Origin of the sequence: Micromonospora yangpuensis (genome assembly GCF_900091615.1) — a bacterium.
Taxonomy (GTDB): Bacteria; Actinomycetota; Actinomycetes; order Mycobacteriales; family Micromonosporaceae; genus Micromonospora; species Micromonospora yangpuensis.
In genome coordinates this window covers 6146188-6164210 of sequence record NZ_FMIA01000002.1, presented here as the reverse complement: position 1 = coordinate 6164210, position 18023 = coordinate 6146188, and the positions used below count along the sequence as shown (strand labels likewise).

Annotated in this window: 14 protein-coding genes and 3 pseudogenes; 7 read left to right on the top strand and 10 right to left on the bottom strand. The window is 73.6% G+C overall.

Features of this window, described 5'->3' with window-relative positions; genetic code table 11:
• Positions 1–125: 125 nt before the first annotated feature.
• Positions 126–422, bottom strand: coding sequence for a helix-turn-helix domain-containing protein (locus GA0070617_RS27915; RefSeq protein ID WP_091445166.1), 297 nt, complete (start codon positions 420–422; stop codon positions 126–128).
• Between the two features lie 66 nt (positions 423–488).
• Here GA0070617_RS27915 and map point away from each other — a divergent pair, with 66 nt between their 5' ends.
• The gene (map, locus tag GA0070617_RS27910) at positions 489–1259 is read left to right on the top strand and encodes a type I methionyl aminopeptidase (protein WP_091445163.1); all 771 of its coding nucleotides are present in this window, start codon (positions 489–491) and stop codon (positions 1257–1259) included.
• 7 nt (positions 1260–1266) lie between these two features.
• On the opposite strand, the pseudogene GA0070617_RS32255 reads toward map, so the two are convergent.
• The 7 genes and pseudogenes from GA0070617_RS32255 to GA0070617_RS27880 form a co-directional block, all read right to left on the bottom strand.
• A pseudogene (locus tag GA0070617_RS32255) lies at positions 1267–1896 on the bottom strand (acyl-CoA dehydrogenase family protein); the annotation flags it as partial.
• A gap of 216 nt (positions 1897–2112) precedes the next feature.
• Positions 2113–2625: pseudogene (locus GA0070617_RS32250) on the bottom strand (acyl-CoA dehydrogenase family protein); the annotation flags it as partial.
• Between the two features lie 13 nt (positions 2626–2638).
• On the bottom strand, positions 2639–4600 hold the full coding sequence (locus GA0070617_RS27900) for an acetyl/propionyl/methylcrotonyl-CoA carboxylase subunit alpha (RefSeq protein ID WP_091445113.1): 1962 nt from the start codon (positions 4598–4600) through the stop codon (positions 2639–2641).
• 28 nt (positions 4601–4628) lie between these two features.
• Positions 4629–6230, bottom strand: a complete 1602-nt coding sequence (locus GA0070617_RS27895) for an acyl-CoA carboxylase subunit beta (RefSeq protein ID WP_091445111.1) — start codon at positions 6228–6230, stop codon at positions 4629–4631.
• On the bottom strand, positions 6227–7939 hold the full coding sequence (locus GA0070617_RS27890; protein ID WP_091447616.1) for an acyclic terpene utilization AtuA family protein: 1713 nt from the start codon (positions 7937–7939) through the stop codon (positions 6227–6229). The genes GA0070617_RS27895 and GA0070617_RS27890 overlap by 4 nt, the downstream gene beginning before the upstream one ends.
• A 134-nt stretch (positions 7940–8073) precedes the next feature.
• Positions 8074–8676: pseudogene (locus tag GA0070617_RS27885) on the bottom strand (TetR/AcrR family transcriptional regulator); the annotation flags it as partial.
• Between the two features lie 376 nt (positions 8677–9052).
• On the bottom strand, positions 9053–9730 hold the full coding sequence (locus GA0070617_RS27880; RefSeq protein WP_007073398.1) for a Crp/Fnr family transcriptional regulator: 678 nt from the start codon (positions 9728–9730) through the stop codon (positions 9053–9055).
• Positions 9731–9949: 219 nt separating this feature from the next.
• On the opposite strand from GA0070617_RS27880, the gene GA0070617_RS27875 reads away from it, so the two are divergent.
• The 6 genes from GA0070617_RS27875 (at position 9950) to GA0070617_RS27850 (ending at position 15633) form a co-directional block, all read left to right on the top strand.
• Entirely contained in the window at positions 9950–10792 is an 843-nt protein-coding gene (locus GA0070617_RS27875; RefSeq protein ID WP_091445109.1) for an adenosylcobinamide amidohydrolase, read from the top strand.
• An 11-nt stretch (positions 10793–10803) separates the two neighbouring features.
• Positions 10804–11961: a CapA family protein gene (locus GA0070617_RS27870; RefSeq protein ID WP_091445107.1), complete on the top strand. Its 1158-nt coding sequence runs from the start codon at positions 10804–10806 to the stop codon at positions 11959–11961.
• 85 nt (positions 11962–12046) lie between these two features.
• The gene (nth, locus tag GA0070617_RS27865; protein ID WP_091445105.1) at positions 12047–12826 is read left to right on the top strand and encodes an endonuclease III; all 780 of its coding nucleotides are present in this window, start codon (positions 12047–12049) and stop codon (positions 12824–12826) included.
• 68 nt (positions 12827–12894) lie between these two features.
• Complete coding sequence (locus GA0070617_RS27860) at positions 12895–13650, top strand: TlpA disulfide reductase family protein (protein WP_373868445.1); 756 nt, start codon at positions 12895–12897, stop codon at positions 13648–13650.
• Complete coding sequence (locus tag GA0070617_RS27855) at positions 13647–14336, top strand: NUDIX hydrolase (protein ID WP_091445102.1); 690 nt, start codon at positions 13647–13649, stop codon at positions 14334–14336. The genes GA0070617_RS27860 and GA0070617_RS27855 overlap by 4 nt, the downstream gene beginning before the upstream one ends.
• 118 nt (positions 14337–14454) lie before the next feature.
• On the top strand, positions 14455–15633 hold the full coding sequence (locus tag GA0070617_RS27850; RefSeq protein ID WP_091445099.1) for a MarP family serine protease: 1179 nt from the start codon (positions 14455–14457) through the stop codon (positions 15631–15633).
• Between the two features lie 59 nt (positions 15634–15692).
• Here GA0070617_RS27850 and GA0070617_RS27845 read toward each other — a convergent pair whose 3' ends face one another.
• Both GA0070617_RS27845 and mycP read right to left on the bottom strand, forming a co-directional pair.
• Positions 15693–16421, bottom strand: coding sequence for a phosphatase PAP2 family protein (locus GA0070617_RS27845; RefSeq protein ID WP_091445096.1), 729 nt, complete (start codon positions 16419–16421; stop codon positions 15693–15695).
• Between the two features lie 97 nt (positions 16422–16518).
• Positions 16519–17979 carry a type VII secretion-associated serine protease mycosin gene (mycP, locus tag GA0070617_RS27840; RefSeq protein ID WP_091445093.1) on the bottom strand — a complete coding sequence of 487 codons (1461 nt, stop codon included), beginning with the start codon at positions 17977–17979 and terminating at the stop codon, positions 16519–16521.
• Positions 17980–18023 lie beyond the last annotated feature (44 nt).

The window sequence follows — 18023 nt, the reverse complement described above, 5'->3', positions numbered from 1 at the left end:
CAGGGCCGGAGCACGCCGGGCGGCGGGGCAACTGGGCTGGGCCGGGGCAGGCCGGGGCGGCGGGGCAGCTGGGCCGGGGCGGGGCCGGGGCGGCGGGGCAGGCGGGGCGGCGGGACAGGGGTGGGTCAGGAGGCCAGGCGTTCGTCGGCGGGGTGGATCGGTCCGGTGAGGTCTTCGGCCGGCTGGCTGATCTCCGTCCAGACCGTGTCGAGGGAGAGGTCGAGGACGCCGGCGATCACGGCGATGGTGGAGAAGGCCGGGGTGGCCACCCGGCCGGACTCGATCTTGCGAAGGGTCTCCGGTGAGATGCCGGCGGCGAGCGCGGTGCGCAGCATCGACCGGTCTCCCCGGGCGCGACGCAGCAGAGCGCCGAGGCGCTGCCCGCGCTCGACCTCCTCGGGAGTGAGCGGCAACCTGACCATGACTCCGATTCTAGTACCGGGATAGTATGGCCGGGATTCTTATTGGCAGTTGAGGGAAGGCGCTGCATGATCGAGATTCTGGGCCCCACCGAGCTGCGGCAGGGCAGGGAGACCGGTGCCCTGGTCGCCGACGTGCTGCAGACCCTGAAGGACCGCAGCACGGTCGGCACGAACCTGCTGGACATCGACCGCTGGGCCGAACAGATGATCGTCGAGGCGGGGGCGCAGTCCTGCTACGTCGACTACGAACCGTCCTTCGGTCGTGGACCGTTCGGCCACTACATCTGCACCTCGGTAAACGACGCTGTGCTGCACGGTCTGCCGCACGACTACCAACTCGCCGACGGCGATCTGCTCTCGCTCGACCTCGCGGTCTCCCTGGGTGGAGTCGTCGCCGACTCGGCCATCAGCTTCGTCGTCGGCGATACCCGGCCCGCGGAGAGCCTGGCGATGATCGACGCGACCGAGCGCGCGTTGCGGGCGGGGATCGCCGCGGCCGGCCCCGGTGCGCGGATCGGCGACCTCTCCCACGCAATCGGCTCGGTGCTCAGCGCGGCGGGCTACCGGATCAACACCGAGTTCGGTGGGCACGGGGTCGGTTCGACGATGCACCAGGGCCCGCACGTGGCCAACACCGGACGGCCCGGTCGCGGTTACCGGCTCCGCCCCGGGCTGCTGCTGGCCCTGGAGCCGTGGATCATGGCGGACACCGCCGAGCTGGTCACCGACGCCGACGGCTGGACCCTGCGCAGCGCGACCGGCTGCCGGACGGCGCACAGCGAGCACACCATCGCCATCACCGACGACGGCGCCGAGATCCTCACCGTGGCGAGGTGACCAACGGTCAGTAGGACTTCTCCTGGCCCAGCACGTGCTGGGCGACGAAGTTGAGGATCATCTCCCGGCTGACCGGGGCGATCCGGCCGGCCCGGACCGCCCCGAGCAGGGTCGCCACCCCGTACTCGGTGGTCATGCCGGCCCCGCCGAGCGCCTGGACGGCGGTGTCCACGGCGAGTGCGGCGGCCTCCCCGGCGGCGTACTTGGCCAGGTTGCCGGCGATCCCCGCCTCCAGGTCCCGGCCGGCGTCGTAACGGGTGGCCGCCTTGTAGATCATCAGCCGGGCCAACTCGACCTGCACCGCCGCGTGGGCCAACGGATGGGCCACCCCCTGGTGCGACCCGATGCTCCGGCCGCGCCACACCCGGCGGGTGGCGGTGTACTCCGAGGCCCGTTCCAGGGCGTACCGGCCCGTGCCGACACCCATCGCGGCCACCGTGATCCGCTCCGGGTTGAGCCCGGCGAAGAGCGCCGGCAACCCGGCGTCCACCGACCCGCCGACCAGCGCGTCGGCCGGGACCCGTACCTCGTCGAGATAGAGCAGGAACTGGTTCTCCGGTGAGACGATCTCCATCTCCAGGCGCGACCGGGTCAGTCCGGGCGCGTCGGTCGGCACCACGAACAGCGCCGGCCTGAGCCGCGGCGAGCCGCCCGCCGTCGCGCCCTTCCCGCCCGCCGTCGCGCCCTTCCCGCCCTTCCCGCCCGCCGTCGCGCCACCGTCGTCGGGGGAGCCGCCCGCCGTCGCGCCACCGTCGTCGGGGGAGCCGCCCGCCGTCGCGCCACCGTCGTCGGGGGAACCGCTCGCCGTCGCGCCGCCGGCGCCAGGGGAGACGGTGCCGTCGGGGTCGGCGGGCACCCGGGCTACCACCAGGACGTGGTCGGCCTCGTCGACGCCGGAGATGTAGCACTTGCGGCCGGAGATCAGCCAGTCGTCGCCGTCGCGGCGGGCCACCGTGCCGAGCTGGTGGAAGTTCGACCCGGCCTCCGGTTCGGTGATCGCGAAGGCCACCTTCGTCGAGCCGTCGGCGAGGCCGGGCAGGAAACGACTCCGCTGTTCCTCGGTACCGTGCCTGGCGATCACCGTGCCGGCGATGGCCGGGGAGACCACCAGCAGCAGCAACGGGCAGCCGGCCGCGGCCAGCTCCTCGCAGACGATGGCCAGCTCGGTGATGCCGCCGCCGCCACCGCCGTACCCGGTGGGGATGTTGACCCCGAGGTAGCCGAGCCGGCCGGCCTCGCTCCACAGCTCGGTGGTGTGCTCGCCGGCCTTGGCCTTCGCCACGAAGTAGCCGTGGCCGTACCGTCGGCCAAGCGCCCGCACCGCGTCGCGGAGCTGGGCCTGTTCGTCGGTGAGGTCGAAGTCCATCGGGTCCTCCAGGTCACTCGGGGGTGAGGACGGCCAGGACGGTGCCGGTGTCGACCTGGCCGCCGGTCGGCACCGGTAGCTCGCTGACCAGCCCGTCGGCCGGGGCGACGACCGGGTGCTCCAGCTTCATCGCCTCCAGGGTCAGCAGCAGGTCACCGGCGGTCACCCGCTGGCCGACCCCGACGTGCGTCCGGGTCACCGTGCCGGGCAGCGGGGCGAGCAGCGAACCGGCCGCCAGCGCCACGGTGGGCGGCGGGAGACGCGGCAGCTCGGTCAGGCTCGCCGCCCCGTCCGGACCGTCCACGAAGACCTCGGACCCCACCCGGTGTACGCGGTACGCCCGCCGCACCCCGTCGACGTCGAGCACCACCCGGTCCGGGGCCGCCCCGACCAGCGTCACCTGCCGGTCGGTCCCCGGATCGGTGGACCAGTCCGCCAACGCGCCGGTGCGGTCCAGCCGGTACCGGACGGCAAGTTCACCGCCGTCCGCCCCGGCGAACCGGGTGACCTGCGGGAACGCCGGCACGTTGCGCCAGCCCGAGGGCAGCCCGGCGAGCACCGGGGCGTTGGCCCGGCGGTCCGCCGCCAGGGCGAGCGCGCCGGCCAGGGCGACCAGGGGCAGCTCGTCGGCCGGCAGCAGCGGGGCGAAGACCGCGTCGTGCCGGTCCAGGAACCCGGTGTCCACCTCGGCGGCGCCGAACTCGGGGCTGCGCAGCACCCGGACCAGCAGGTCCCGGTTGGTGGCCACCCCGTGCACCTCGGCCCGGGCCAGCGCGCCGGCCAGCGCCCGGACCGCCTCGGTGCGGGTCTCACCCCAGGCGACCAGCTTGGCCAGCATCGAGTCGTAGTGCACCCCCACCACCGAACCGTCGGTCACCCCGGAGTCCAGGCGCAGCCCCCGGGCCGGGGTGAACGTGTCCGTGACGCCGGGCACCGCGAACCGGTGCAGGGTGCCGGTGGCCGGCCGGAAGCCCCGCGCCGGCTCCTCGGCGCAGAGGCGTACCTCGACGGCGTGGCCGGTGGTCGGCGGGGTGGCCGTCAGCGGCAGCGGCGCACCCTCGGCGACCAGCAGTTGCAGCCGGACCAGGTCCAGCCCGGTGACCGCCTCGGTGACCGGGTGCTCCACCTGCAACCGGGTGTTCATCTCCAGGAAGAAGAACGCCCCGTCCGGGGCGAGCAGGAACTCCACCGTCCCCGCCCCGACGTAGTCGACCGCCCGGCCGGCCGCCACCGCCGCCTCGTGCAGTCGTCGCCGCAGCTCCGGCGCGAGCCCGGCCGGGGCCTCCTCGACCAGCTTCTGGTGCCGGCGCTGGATCGAACAGTCCCGCTCCCCGAGCGCCACTACCGTGCCGTGGGTGTCGCCGAAGATCTGCACCTCGACGTGGCGGCCACCCTCGACGTACCGCTCGACGAAGACCGTGCCGTCGCCGAACCCGGCGGCCGCCTCGCGCCCGGCGGAGGCCACCGCCCCGGCCAACCCGGCGGCGTCGCGGACGATTCGCATGCCCCGGCCGCCACCGCCCGCGGACGCCTTGACCAGCACCGGGTACTCCGTGATCAGGTCGGGGTCGGTCCAGGTCGGCAGCATCGGTACGCCCGCAGGGGCGAGCAACGCCTTCGCCGCCAGCTTGTCACCCATCGCGGCGATCACCCGGGCCGGTGGGCCGACCCAGGTCAGCCCGGCGTCGGTCACCGCCGTCGCGAAGTCGGCGTTCTCGGCGAGGAAGCCGTACCCCGGGTGTACGGCATCCGCGCCGCTGCGCCGGGCCGCGTCCAGCAGCGCATCCACCCGCAGGTACGTCTCGGCGGGCGTGCGCCCCGGCAGTCGTACCGCCTGGTCGGCCTCGGCGACCAACGGCGTGTCGGCGTCGGCGTCGGAGTGCACGGCGACCGTGGCGACACCCAGGCGCCGGCAGGTGGCGACGACCCGGCGGGCGATCTCCCCCCGGTTGGCCACCAGCAACGTCCGGATCACGGGTACGGTCCTCCCTCGGCTGGCGGTGCTACGGGCGGAAGACGCCGAAGCCGGTGCTGCCCCGCACCGGCGCGTTGTGCACGGCCGACAGGCAGAACCCCAGCACGGTACGGGTGTCCCGGGGGTCGATCACCCCGTCGTCGTAGAGCCGGCCGGAGAGGAAGAGCGCCCCGGACTCCGACTCGATCTGCCGCTCCACAGTGGCCCGCATCGTGGCGTCGGCCTCGGCGTCGAAGTCCCGGCCCCGGGCGGCGGCGGCCTGCCGGGCCACGATGGAGAGCACCCCGGCCAACTGCGCCGGCCCCATCACCGCCGACCTGGCGTTCGGCCAGGTGAACAGGAACCGGGGCTCGAACGCCCGGCCGCACATGCCGTAGTTGCCTGCACCGTACGAGGCGCCGAGGTTCACCGTCAGGTGCGGCACCGTCGAGTTCGCCACCGCGTTGATCATCAGAGCCCCGTGCTTGATGATGCCGGCCTGCTCGTAGGCGCTGCCCACCATGAAGCCGGTGGTGTTCTGCAGGAAGAGCAGCGGGGTGTCGGCGGCGTTGGCGAGCTGGATGAACTGGGTGGCCTTCTGCGCCTCCGCGCCGAACAGCACCCCCCGGGCATTTGCCAGTACGCCTACCGGGTACCCGTGCAGCTCGCCCCAGCCGGTGACCAGGGCGGTGCCGTAGGCCGGCTTGAACTCGTCGAACTCGCTGCCGTCCAGCAGCCGGGCCAGCACCTCACGCGGGTCGAACGGCACCTTCAGGTCGGCGCTGACCAGATCGAGCAGCTCCTCCGGGTCGTACCTGGGAGGTGTGGCCGAACCGGTGCGCGGCGGCGGACCCGGTTTGTGCCGGTTGAGCCGGCGGACGCACCGCCGGGCCAGCCGGATGCCGTCACGTTCGTCGGCGGCGAGGAAATCGGCGAGGCCGGAGGTGGTGGCGTGCATGACCGCGCCGCCGAGCGACTCGTCGTCGGTGACCTCGCCGGTAGCCATCCGCACCAACGGCGGGCCGGCCAGGTAGACCTGGGACCGGTCCCGGATCATGATCGTGAAGTCCGACATGCCGGGGATGTAGGCACCACCGGCCGTGGCGTTGCCGAACACCACGCTGACCGTGGGGATCTTCGCTGCGGAGAGCCGGGTCAGGTCCCGGAACACCCGGCCGCCGGGAATGAAGATCTCCGCCTGGGTGGGCAGGTCCGCCCCGGCCGACTCGACCAGGTTGACCATCGGCAACCGGTTGGCCAGGGCGATCTCGCCGGCCCGGCGGGTCTTCGCCAGCGACCACGGGTTCACCGCACCGCCCCGCACCGTCGGGTCGTTGGCCACGACCAGGCACTCCACCCCCTCGACCACCCCGATGCCGGTGACCACGCCGGCCCCGACCGGGAAGTCGGTGCCGTACCCGGCGACCGGCGACAACTCCAGGAACGGGCTGTCCTGGTCGACCAGCAGCTCGATGCGCTCCCGGGGGAGCAGCCGACCGCGGGCGTGGTGCCGGGCCACGTACTTCTCGCCACCACCGGCCCGGGCCCGGTCGAGGGCGGCCGTCAACTCGGCGAGGCGCTCCCGCAACGCCGCCCGGTTGGCCCGCTGGGCCGGGGCGGACGGGTCGAGACTGCTCTCCAGTACGGTCACCGGTCACCGCCCGCCGCGATGGTCCCGACCCCCGGCCCGTCGTCGGTGGGCAGGTCGACGATGCGCCCCCGCAGCAGCTCGCCCAACGCCTTGGCCTGCGGATCGAACCTCGTGGAGGCGGCCACCCCCGGCCCGAGCAGCCCCCGGATCACGAAGTTGACCGCGCGCAGGTGGGGCAGCTCGTACCGCTCGACGGTCAACGGCGCGGTCTCCGGCAGCAACTCGGCCAGCCGCCGCACGGTCAGCCAGTCGCGCAGCCAACCCCAGGTCGCGTCGGTGCGCGCCCACACCCCGAGGTTGGCGTCACCGCCCTTGTCGCCCGAGCGTGCCCCCACCACCTCCCCCAACGCCCCCCGCCGCCCAGAGCGCAAGGAAGGGCCCCTTGTTAACGCATTCTGTTGTACAGGGGGCCCTTGCAAACGGGTCACCGGTGGCGGGGCGATCGGCTGCCGGGTGCCGTCCGGCAGGACCGCGACGTGCGGCACCTCGCCCTGCGGCACGGTCCCGGCGGTGAAGACGCCGTACGGGGTGGCGTCGCCCGGCAGGCCGGTAAGCGTGCAGCCCGGGTAGGAGGCCAGCGCCAGCTCCACCGCCGCCGCCGAGAAGGCCCGCCCGGCCCGCGCCCGGTCACCGTCACGCAAGTGTACGTGCAGCAGCGCGCTCGCCGCCTCGGTCTCGGTCGCGTCCGGATGGTCGGTACGGGCCAGCGTGAACTCCAGCCCCGCCGGGCCGACGGCCGCCTCGACCTGTCCGCGTACCAGCGCTGCCTTGGCGGGGATGTCGAGGCCGCAGAGCACGAAGGTCATCGAGTTGCGGAAGCCGCCCAGCCGGTTGACGCCCACCTTGAGGGTCTCCGGCGGCGGCGTGCCCCGGGTCCCGTGGACCCGTACCCGGTCCGGCCCGTCCGGTCGCAGGCGTACCGTGTCCAGCCAGGTCACCACGTCTGGCCCCAGGTACGCCAGCCCGTCCACCTCGTACAACAGTTGGGCGGTGACCGTCTCCACGGTGACCGCGCCGCCGGTGCCGGGATGCTTGGTGAGCACCGCGGAGCCGTCCGGGTGGATCTCGGCGATCGGGAAGCCGGGCCGGTGGCCGCCGTCGGGCAGCTCGGTGAAGAAGCTGAAGTTGCCGCCGGTGACCTGCGCGCCACACTCGATCAGGTGTCCGGCGACGGTCGCCCCGGCCAGCGCGTCGAGATCGTCGCGCCCCCAGCCGAACCGGGCGACGGCCGGCCCGACGGCCAGCGAGGCGTCGGTGACCCGGCCGGTGACCACCACGTCCGCCCCGGCATCCAGGCAGGCGGCGATGCCGAACGCGCCGAGGTACGCATTGGCGGTGAGGGCGTCCGGCCGGTCGAGGGCGTCACCTTCGACGTGACCGACCCGGACGGTGAGGCCGAGCCGGTCGGCGAGCGCGCCGATCGCGGCGGCCAGACCGGCCGGGTTCAGCCCACCGGCGTTGGTCACGATGCGTACCCCGCGCTCCAGCGCGGTGCCGAGGGTGTCCTCCAGTTGGCGCAGGAACGTCCGGGCGTAACCCAGGCCGGCGTCGCGCGCCCGGTCTCGGCCGAGGATGACCATGGTCAGCTCGGCCAGGTAGTCACCGGTCAACACGTCCAGTTCGCCACCGTCGAGCATCTCCCGCCAGGCGGTGAAGCGGTCGCCGTAGAACCCGGAGGCGTTGCCGACCCGCAGCGGCCCGGTCGCCAGCGGGCCGCCCACGGCGTCGACGGTTCGCTCGCGTGGCTCGCTCACGACGCCACCTCGCCGTGCTCGGCGTCGGTCGGGTCGACCATGGTCCCTGCGGGCACGGTCCCCGCGGGCATGGTCCCTGCGGGGCGTCCGGGAGTGAGCAGGGTGGCGAGCTGGCGTTTCCAGGTGTGCAGGAGGGCTGTACGGCGGGCCGAGTCGTCGTTGAGCAGGTTGGCCACGCCCAGCCCACGGAGCAGGTCGAGGGTCGCCTGGACGGCCTCGCGGACGCCGGGCCGACGCTCGTCGACGCCGAGCAGTTCGACGGTGAGCCGGTGCATCTCCCGACCTACCTGGTTCTCCAGCGGCACCAGGGCGGCGCGTAGCTCCGGGTCGGTGCGGGCGGCCACCCACAGTTCGAGCGCGGCGACGAAGAGTGGCCCGGTGAAGGCCGCACCGAGCAGGTCGACCACCCGGTCGAGCCGCTGCGTGCCGGCGGGTAGGGCCTGCGCCTCGGTGCGCAACTCGTCCGCCCGGCGCTCGGCGAGATGGGCCACGGCGGCGGTGACCAGGGCAGCCCTGGTGGGGTAGTGGTGCAGTTGCGCACCGCGCGAGACACCGGCGCGGGCGGCGACTCCGGTGGTGGTGGTACCGGACCAGCCCTGCTCCACCAGGCATTCGACGGTCGCCGCCAGCAGCCGCGCCCGGGTGGCACGGCTGCGCTCCTGCTGCGGTACGCGGCTCGATGCGGTGGGCACCGGAACAGCGTGTCGCCCCCGAAACAAACAGTCAAGCCTGACTTTTTCGGCACACCGAGCCTCACCCGTACCCGTGGGTCCGCCGTATCCAGGCTCGGGTCAGGCAGTTTCCGGGAAACGGTGGCCACCGCCGGCCTGGACAGCACTCTTGCCACGATCGAGTGCCACCGGCGCGGTGCGCGGCGACGGCGCGCTGCGCGGTGATGGCGCGACGTGCGGTGATGGCGCGCTGCGCGGTGATGGCGCGCTGCGCGGCGACGGCGCGGTGCGCGGCGACGGCGCGACGTGCGGCGACGGCGCGGTGCGCGGTGATGGCGTGGTGTGCGGCGACGGCGCGCGTGGCGGTGCCGCGCGCGCCGTCAGGAGGAGGCGGGGGTCAGACCCGGGCGCGGCGGGCCAGCCGCTCGGGGTCCAGGATGATGATGCTCTTGCCGTCCAGCCGCAGCCAGCCCCGCGAGGCGAAGTCAGCGAGCGCCTTGTTGACGGTCTCCCGGGAGGCGCCGACGAGCTGGGCGATCTCCTCCTGGGTCAGGTCGTGGGTGACCCGCAGCACCCCGCCGTCGCGGGTGCCGAACCGGCCGGCCATCTGGAGCAGGTTCTTCGCGACCCGGCCCGGCACGTCGGTGAAGATCAGGTCGGCAAGCGAGTCGTTGGTCCGGCGCAGCCTGCGGGCCAGCACCCGGAGCAACTGTTCGGCGATCTCCGGCCGGTTGTTCAGCCAGGGGCGCAGGGCCTGCTTACGGAGTCGGACCAGCCGGGTGTCGGTCACCGCGGTGGCGGTCGCCGTACGCGGCCCGGGGTCGAAGAGCGACAGCTCACCGACCATGTCCGAGGGGCCCATCACGGCGATCAGGTTCTGTCGGCCGTCCGCCGCGCGGCGACCCACCTTGATCTTGCCGGACAGGAGAATGTACAGGCTGTCGCCGGGCTCGCCCTCGTTGAAGACGACCTCGCCCTTGCGGACCTCGATCGTCTCCATCTCCTTGGCGAGCGCCTCGGCAGCCTCCGGGTCGACGCCCTGGAAGATCCCACTACGGGCCAGTACCTCGTCCATCGCGCACCTCCGCCTGCGCGTGCCGTCCGTCGGCCCGGGTCCGCCGTCCGCTGATCCCTCGCGCGCCGCCAAGTCTAGGCGCATGTGAGCAGTAATCAGAGGTGCACCCCTGGAAACTTGATCGTTGGACGTAACCTGACCGACCTGGTCAACCGCTACGATCCGTTGCCCTGCCGGATGTGAGCGCTCCCACGTCGAGCTGCCCGTAGGGTCAGCCTCGTGCTGAACGAACCCGGTCTGACCTCCCGCGTCGAGCAGGGGTGGGAACTGCCGCTGTTGGTCTGGCGGGCCGAGCGACCGCTGCGCGCGGTCAGTTCCGCCCCGCTCGGCGGCGGGCTCGGTACCCGGGGCTGGGTGGTGAACGCGACCGTGCCGATGTCGTACCGGCGGGACGACCCCGCCGACCACCTGGCCGAGCTGGCCGCCGACCTCGGCCTGGACGGGCCCGGGGTCGGTCTGCTGACCGGCGTGGACGTCGCGGACGTGGTCAGCCGGTCGGAGTCCGGGGTGCGGGTCTGGGCCACCGTGGGCCTGGGCCTACCGATCTGGGCCGCCGACCCCGCCGCCGACCCCGCCACCACCGCCGGTCGGGCCACCCACCCCGCCGCCGTCCCTGCCGGCCGGGCCGGCAGGCCGTCACCTGGGGAAGGGTCGCGTGCCCGGCCGCCGGCGCCGAGGGTCGGGACGGTCAACATCGTGGGGTACGTCCCGATCCGGCTCACCGATGCCGCCCTGGTCAACGCGGTGGCCACGGCGACCGAGGCGAAGGCCCAGGCGATCATCGGGCTCGGGCATCCGGGCACCGGCACCCCTACCGACGCGGTGACCGTGCTGTGCCCGGTCGACGGGCCGGTGGCCGACTACGGTGGGCCCCGCTCGGAGTGGGGTGCCCTGCTGGCCAGAGCCGTGTACGCCGCAGTCCGGGCCGGCGGGCTGGCCGACCGGCCCCCGTGGTCGGAGCGGGCGCAAGGCCGGAAGCCTGATCGGTACCCGCCTTCGGAACGGACGGGTGGGCAAAAGTCCGACCGAACGGTCATCGTCGGGCCGGAAATCGCCCGGTAGGGTCTCCGGCGATGTCCGCCGCCGCCCTGCCCCGAACCCGTCCGCGCCGCCGCCTCGCCCTCGGCGTGGCCCTGGCCGCGCTGCTCGCCGTCGCCGGCTGCTCGACCCCTGAGCCCAGCGCCGTCTGGGAGCCCGCGCCCAGCAGCGCCAAGGGCGCCAGCGGCAAACCCGGTCCGGGTGGCTCCCCGGCCGACGAGGAGAAGGTGATCTCGCTCTCCGCCACCGGTGACATCATCATGGGCAACGCGCCGTCCCGGCTGCCCGCCAACGGCGGGAAGGGCTTCTTCGACTCGGTCAAGGGTGCCCTCAAGGCCGACGTGGTGATGGGCAACCTGGAGGAGCCGCTCACCGTCGACACCGGCACCGGCAAGTGCGGCCCCAACTCGACGCGCTGTTTCCAGTTCCGGGCCCCACCGGAGTACGCCGCGCATCTGCGCGACGCCGGGTTCGACCTGCTCAACCAGGCAAACAACCACGGCTACGACTTCGGCCCGAAGGGCTACGAGAACACCCAGCAGGCGCTGGAGGAGCACGAGCTGGCGCACACCGGCGCACCGGACCAGATCACCGTGGTCGAGGCGAAGGGCGTCAAGGTCGCGGTCGCCGGCTTCTCGTCGTACGCCTGGTCCAACAGCCTGGTCGACATCGAGGCGGCGGCGAAGGTGGTCAAGAAGGCGGCGACCATGGCCGACCTGGTCGTGGTGCAGGTGCACATGGGTGCCGAGGGCGCCGCCATGACCCGGACCCGACCGGGCACCGAGATGTTCCTCGGCGAGAACCGGGGCGACCCGATCAAGTTCTCCCGGACCATGGTCGAGGCCGGGGCGGACCTGGTGGTCGGGCACGGCCCGCACGTGCTGCGGGGGATGGAGTTCCACCAGGGCCGGCTCATCGCCTACAGCCTGGGCAACTTCGCCGGGGGCGGCAACACCCTGAACAACTCCGGCCGGCTGGGTTGGGGCGGGGTGCTCAAGGTGTCGCTCAAGCCGGACGGGACCTGGGCCGGCGGGAAGCTGACCTCCACGTACATGAACGGGGCCGGCAAGCCGACGATGGACCCGGACGACCGGGGTCTCGGGCTGGTCCGGGAGTTGAACCGGCTGGACTTCCCGAAGACCGGGGCCCGCCTCGACGACGAGGGCCGGATCTCCGCACCCGACCGGGGCTGACCCGCGCGACGCGCCGCCCGGTGCCGGCGGCCGGCGCCGGGCGGGGTGCAGCGGGGTGCTGTCGTGGCGACGTAGGCTGGCCGGCGTGACCAGAAGTGCCAACGAGACCGAACTCGGGCGGAAACGCCGGGCCCGGCGGATCGGACGGGTGCTTACCGAGACCCATCCCGACGCCCACTGCGAGCTGGACCACTCCAACCCGCTGGAACTCGCCGTGGCCACCATCCTGTCCGCCCAGTGCACGGACAAGAAGGTCAACGAGGTCACCCCGAAGCTCTTCGCCCGCTATCCGAGCGCCGTCGACTACGCCGGGGCGGACCGGACGGAGCTGGAGGAGCTGATCCGACCGACCGGCTTCTACCGGAACAAGACCGACTCGTTGATCAAGCTCGGTCGGGCTCTCGTCGAGCGGTACGACGGCCAGGTGCCGGGGCGCCTCACCGAGCTGGTCACCCTCCCCGGCATCGGCCGCAAGACCGCCAACGTCATCCTCGGCAACGCCTTCGACGTGCCCGGCATCACCGTCGACACCCACTTCCAGCGGCTGGTCGGGCGCTGGGGGCTGACCACCGAGACCGATCCGGTCAAGATCGAACACGCCGTCGGCGCGCTCTACGAACGGCGCGACTGGACGATGCTGTCGCACCGGATCATCTTCCACGGCCGGCGGGTCTGCCACGCCCGCAAGCCGGCCTGCGGCGCCTGCACGCTGACGAAGCTCTGCCCGGCGTACGGCACCGGGCCGACCGATCCGGCGCTGGCGGTCAAGCTGCTCAAGGGGCCCCGGGCCCGGGACCTCGCGGTGGCCGCCGGGGTCGATCCCGATCTGGTGCCACCGGCAGCGGTCGCGGCGGAGGTGCCGTGAAGCCCAAAGGTGCCATGCAGCCCGGAGGTGCCGTGCAGCCCAAAGGCGCCGTGCAGCGACGAGGTGCCGTGCAGCGACGACTCGCCGCCCTGGTCGTACCGGTGATGCTGGTCATAACGGGCTGCACGACCGCACCGGAGCCGGCTCCGGACGCCGCCGACAGCCGGCCCACCCGGCCCTCGCCGTTCGCCGACTGCGCCGGCCTGACCACCCCGCCGCCGTCGGCCGACCCGGCCCGTTCCACCCCCGCCGGCCCGGCCTCGCCCGCCGGTCCGGCCTCGTCCGCAGCTCCCGGTGGTACGCCGGCTGGTTCCGACGGTGCCGGCTCGCCGGCTGGTTCCGACAATGCCGGCTCGCCGGCGGCGTCCGGCGCGACCGGCGGGGCGGGTGAGGTCGTCGGGCAGCGGCTGCCGGAGTTGGCGCTGACCTGCTTCACCGGCGGGGCGAACGTCACACTCGCCGACGTACGCGGTCCCGCGGTGATCAACGTCTGGGCCTCCTGGTGCCCGCCCTGCCGGGAGGAGCTGCCCGCCTTCCAGCGGCTCAGCCAGCGGGCCGACGGTCGGTTCCAGGTGATCGGGATCAACAGCCGGGACCGCCGGGCCGGCGCGCAGTCCATCGGCGAGGACTTCGGCGTCCGGTTCCCGATGCTGTTCGACCAGGGGGACAGCGTGCAGAACGCGCTGCGGCGCAACGCGATCCCGATGACCCTGTTCGTCGGCGCCGACGGCCGGATCCGGCACCTCGACGTGACCGGGGCCCTCGACGACGCCCGCCTGGCCGAGCTGGTCCGGGACCATCTGGGCGTGACGGTGCCGGCGTGAGCCGTCGACCACCTACCTGGATCGAGCCGCTGCTGGGCCGGCTCGGCAGTGCCCGGCCGCAGGACTTCACCCGGTTGACCACCCCGGTCACCGGTGGCCGGGAGAGCGCCGTACTGGTGCTGCTCGGCGAGGATGCGGCCACCGGCCCGGACGTGCTGATCCTGCAGCGCGCGGCGAACCTGCGCAACCACGCCGGACAGCCGGCCTTCCCCGGTGGCGCGGCCGATCCCGGTGACCCGGGGCCGGCCGCGACCGCGCTACGGGAGGCCAACGAGGAGGTCGACCTCGACCCGGACAGCGTCACCGTCCTGGCCGAGCTGCCCCGGCTCTGGATTCCGGTGAGTGAGTTCGTGGTGACGCCGGTGCTCGGCTGGTGGCACGCGCCGCATCCGGTGCACGCCCGGCAGCCGGCCGAGGTGGCGCACGTGGCCCGGCTGCCCGTCGCCGAGCTGGTCGACCCGGCGAACCGGCTCCAGGTCCGCCACCCCAGCGGCTGGATCGGACCGGCCTTCGCCGCCCGGGGAATGCTGGTCTGGGGCTTCACCGCCGGGGTGCTTGCCGCACTGTTGGAGATGGGCGGCTGGTCCCGGCCGTGGTCCGCCGACCGGGTGGTGGACCTGCCGCCCACCGGCGCCGCCCCGGCGCCCTCGGCGGGCATCGACGAGACCACCGCGTCGCCGACCTGACGGTGCACCGGTGACGGCCAGCAGCGTCGGCCGCCGGCGTGGGCCTGACGACGTACCGCGTCGTCACCTTCTGCAAGCGCCTGACGGTGGTCGTGCGCGGTGCCCGTACCCTTGACGGGTGTCCGCCGTGGATCTCGTACTGCTCATGCTCATGCTCGTGTTCGCGATCAGCGGATACCGCCAGGGTTTCGTCATCGGAGTGCTGTCCTTCTCCGGCTTCTTCGTGGGTGCCCTGATCGGGCTGCAGCTCGGCCCGATGCTTGCCAACCAGGTGATCGACAGCGGCATGCGGGTGTTGATCTCACTGGTGGCGGTCTTCGGCCTGGCCGTGGTCGGTCAGGCGCTGGCTGGCTGGCTCGGCTCCCATCTCCGCAGGACGATCACCAGTGACGTCGGCCGGCGCGCCGACGACGTGGGCGGGGCGTTCGTCTCGCTGCTCGCCGTACTCCTGGTCGCCTGGCTGGTCGCGGTGCCGCTGGGATCCTCGTCGCTGCCGTGGTTGGCCTCCTCGGTACGCAACAGCGCGGTGCTGGCCGTGGTGGACCAGGTCATGCCGGACCAGGCGCAGCAACTCTCCACGGCACTGCGGGACACCGTCGACACCAACGGGTTCCCGGACGTCTTCGGCGACCTGGCCCCCACCCGGGCGCGCCAGGTGTCGCCACCCGACCCGGCGCTGGCCGGCTCGCCGGTGGTGACCAACGGGCAACGGTCGGTGGTGAAGGTGCTCGGTTCCGCGCCGAGCTGCTCGCGCCGGATCGAGGGCTCCGGTTTCGTGTACGCCGACGACCGGGTGATGACCAACGCGCACGTGGTCGCCGGCACCCGGACCGTCGCCGTCGAGCTGAACGGCCAGCGGTACGACGGCGACGTGGTGGTCTACGACCCGGGCCGGGACCTCGCCGTGCTGCGGGTGCCCAACCTGCCCGGCCCGTCCATGCGGTTCGCCGCGGGCAACGTCGCCAGCGGGGCGGACGCCATCGTGCTGGGCTTCCCGCTCGACGGGCCGTACAACGCCCAGTCGGCCCGGATCCGGGACGTCGGCCGGATCAAGGGGCCGGACATCTACTCCGCCACCGAGGTCGAAAGGGAGATCTACACGATCCGGGCCCTGGTCCGCAGCGGCAACTCCGGTGGCCCGCTGGTCTCCTCCAACGGGCTGGTGCTCGGGGTGATCTTCGCGGCGGTCGCCGACGACCCGAACACCGGCTTCGCGGTGACGGCCGCCGAGGCCCGGCCGGTGGCGCTGGCCGGTGCGGAGCGGACCCGGGCGGTCGGCACCGGTGAGTGCACCTGAGCCCGGTGGTCGAGGTGTGATCCCGATGGCGCGGGTCGGCCGGTGCTCGGCCGGTCCGGTCAGGCCGCCGGACCGGTGCCTCGGTGCCGCCAGGGAGCGAAGGCCGCGACGGTGGCGGTGACCACCGCCGCGCCGAGCAGCCAGCCGGCCAGCACGTCACTGGTCCAGTGCACGCCGAGGACGATCCGGCTGAACCCGGTCAACCCGGCGAGGGCGCTGGCGGCCAGCCAGAGTGCGGCCCGTCGCCCCGGCCGGCCCCGGGTGTCCGGCAGGAAGACCACCAGGAGCACCCCGGCGAAGAGCGCCGCGTTCAGGGCGTGGCCCGACGGGAAGGCGTAGCCGCTGGCGAAGGAGACCGGGTCGGACAGGTCGGGGCGGTCCCGGCTGACCAGGAGCTTCAGCAGCGGACCGAGCAGGCCGCCGAAGACCATGGTGGCGGCCACCCAGCCGGCCAGCCGCCGGTTGCCCCGGCGCAGCAGCCAGAGGGCCACCAGCAGGGCGCCCACCCGCAGCGGGTTGGGTGCGAAGACGTCGGTCCAGAGCGTCGCCAGCCGGGTCCACCCGGGGTGGTCGAGGGCGTGGGCGTGCAGCCCGTCGGTGACCCGACGGTCCAGCTCACGCAGCGGGGTCCAGCCCGTCAGGACCAGCAGTGCCAGACCCGTGAAGGGCACCGCCACCAGAGCGGCGGCGGTGCCGGCCAGGGTGAGCGACAGACCACGCGGATGGTCCGGGTCGAGTCGGCGTACCCGCCAGGAGGGCTCGACCGGGGGCACGGGGGTGCGGCTCATGGTCCTGACCTACCCGGGACGACGACGACTCAGACCTGCCCCGCTCGGACCTGCTGTCCGGCGCGGACCTGTCGCCCGGCTCGGACCTGACCGCGGGTCAGCGGGTCCACCGGCGGAGCCGACGGAACATCAGTGTGCTACCGGCGACCAGGGCGGTGCCGACGGCCAGCCCGGCCCAGAGCCGCCCCGAGGTCGAGTCGTCCTGGCCCCCGGCGGGCTGAGCGGTCCAGCGGGTCTGCTGCCGGGGTGCGGTGAAGCCGAGATCGGTGCCGGCGCCGTCGGTGTCGTCGGCCTGGCTGCTGCCCGGTGCCGGGCCGAAGCCGGCCACCCCCGGCGAGACCTGGTCGTCCAGGGGGTTGCGCGGCACCGACGGTACGTCGGTGGTCAGCGCGGCGACCGGATCGACCAGACCGTAGCCGAACCGGTCGTCCCGCCCGGGTGGGCCGATGTCCCGGGCGGTGCTGATCAGGCGGTTGACCACGTCGCCGGCCGACATCTGCGGGTACTTCGCCCGGATCAGCGCGGCCGAGGCGGAGACCAGCGGCGCGGCGAAGCTGGTGCCCTGCACCCGCCAGTAGCCACCCGGACGCGCACCGACGAGCCCACTCGCCGGCGCGGTGAGCACGGTGGCCGGGCCGGTGATCGACCCGGACCAGAGCTGCTCGGTGTCGCGCTCCAGGCCGGCGACCGCGATCACGCCGGGCTCCCGCGCCGGGTACCAGACCTTGCTGCTGGTCGAGGTGGCGACGTTGCCTGAGCAGGCGACGACCACCACGTCCCGGGCGAACGCGTAGTCGACCGCAGCGGCCAGGGCGGCGCTGTCGCCGCTGCCACCGAGGGAGAGGTTGATCACCCGGGCGCCGTTGTCGACGGCCCACCGCACTCCCTTGGCGACGATCAACGCGTCGTCGTACCGGTTGTCCGCGTCGAGGACCCGGACCGGCAGGATCTTCGCCTCCGGGGCCAGGCCTACCGCCCCCTGCCGGTCGTCGTGCCGTCCGGCGATCAGGCCGGCCACCGTCGTGCCGTGACCGACCGGGTCGGGGCTACCGCCCCCGCCGGGGCTGACCAGGTCGAGACCGGGCAGCACCTGACCGGCCAGGTCGGGGTGACCACCGTCCACCCCGGAGTCGACCACCGCCACGGTGACGCCCCGGCCGGTCGACGTACGCCAGGCGGTCTTCGCCCCCAGCGCGTCTAGTTGCCACTGCTCGTCGCGGACGTGGTCGACCCGGCGCGGCGTGTCCACCGGGGCGAACGCCACCGGCAGCGTGGTCGGCGCAGCGAGGGTCGAGGCCGGGGGCAGGGTGGTCGGCGGAGCGAGCGCGGTCGGTACGGCGATGGTGGTCGCGGGTCGGTGGAGGGGCGCGGCCCCGGCCGCCGGGGCCGCGCCGGTGACACCGACGACAGCCACCGCGACGCCGAGCAGCAACCGGCCGGCCGTCCGGCCGGCCACGGCGACGCGGTCCGGCCGACCCGGGGTCAGGACGCTGGTGACCGTGGCGCGTCGGGACGCTGCCGAACGGCCGTGCCGAGTCCCAGTCACATTCTCAGCCATTCATCGCGACAGAAGCTTGATCCTCGGAGATTACCCAATTCCCC

Excerpts from the sequence above, each read along its gene's own strand:
- GA0070617_RS27915 (WP_091445166.1), bottom strand. The coding sequence starts at position 422 with ATGGTCAGGTTGCCGCTCACTCCCGAGGAGGTCGAGCGCGGGCAGCGC.
- map (WP_091445163.1), top strand. The coding sequence starts at position 489 with ATGATCGAGATTCTGGGCCCCACCGAGCTGCGGCAGGGCAGGGAGACC.
- GA0070617_RS27880 (WP_007073398.1), bottom strand. The coding sequence starts at position 9,730 with ATGGACGAGGTACTGGCCCGTAGTGGGATCTTCCAGGGCGTCGACCCG.
- GA0070617_RS27870 (WP_091445107.1), top strand. The coding sequence starts at position 10,804 with ATGTCCGCCGCCGCCCTGCCCCGAACCCGTCCGCGCCGCCGCCTCGCC.
- GA0070617_RS27845 (WP_091445096.1), bottom strand. The coding sequence starts at position 16,421 with ATGAGCCGCACCCCCGTGCCCCCGGTCGAGCCCTCCTGGCGGGTACGC.
- mycP (WP_091445093.1), bottom strand. The coding sequence starts at position 17,979 with ATGGCTGAGAATGTGACTGGGACTCGGCACGGCCGTTCGGCAGCGTCC.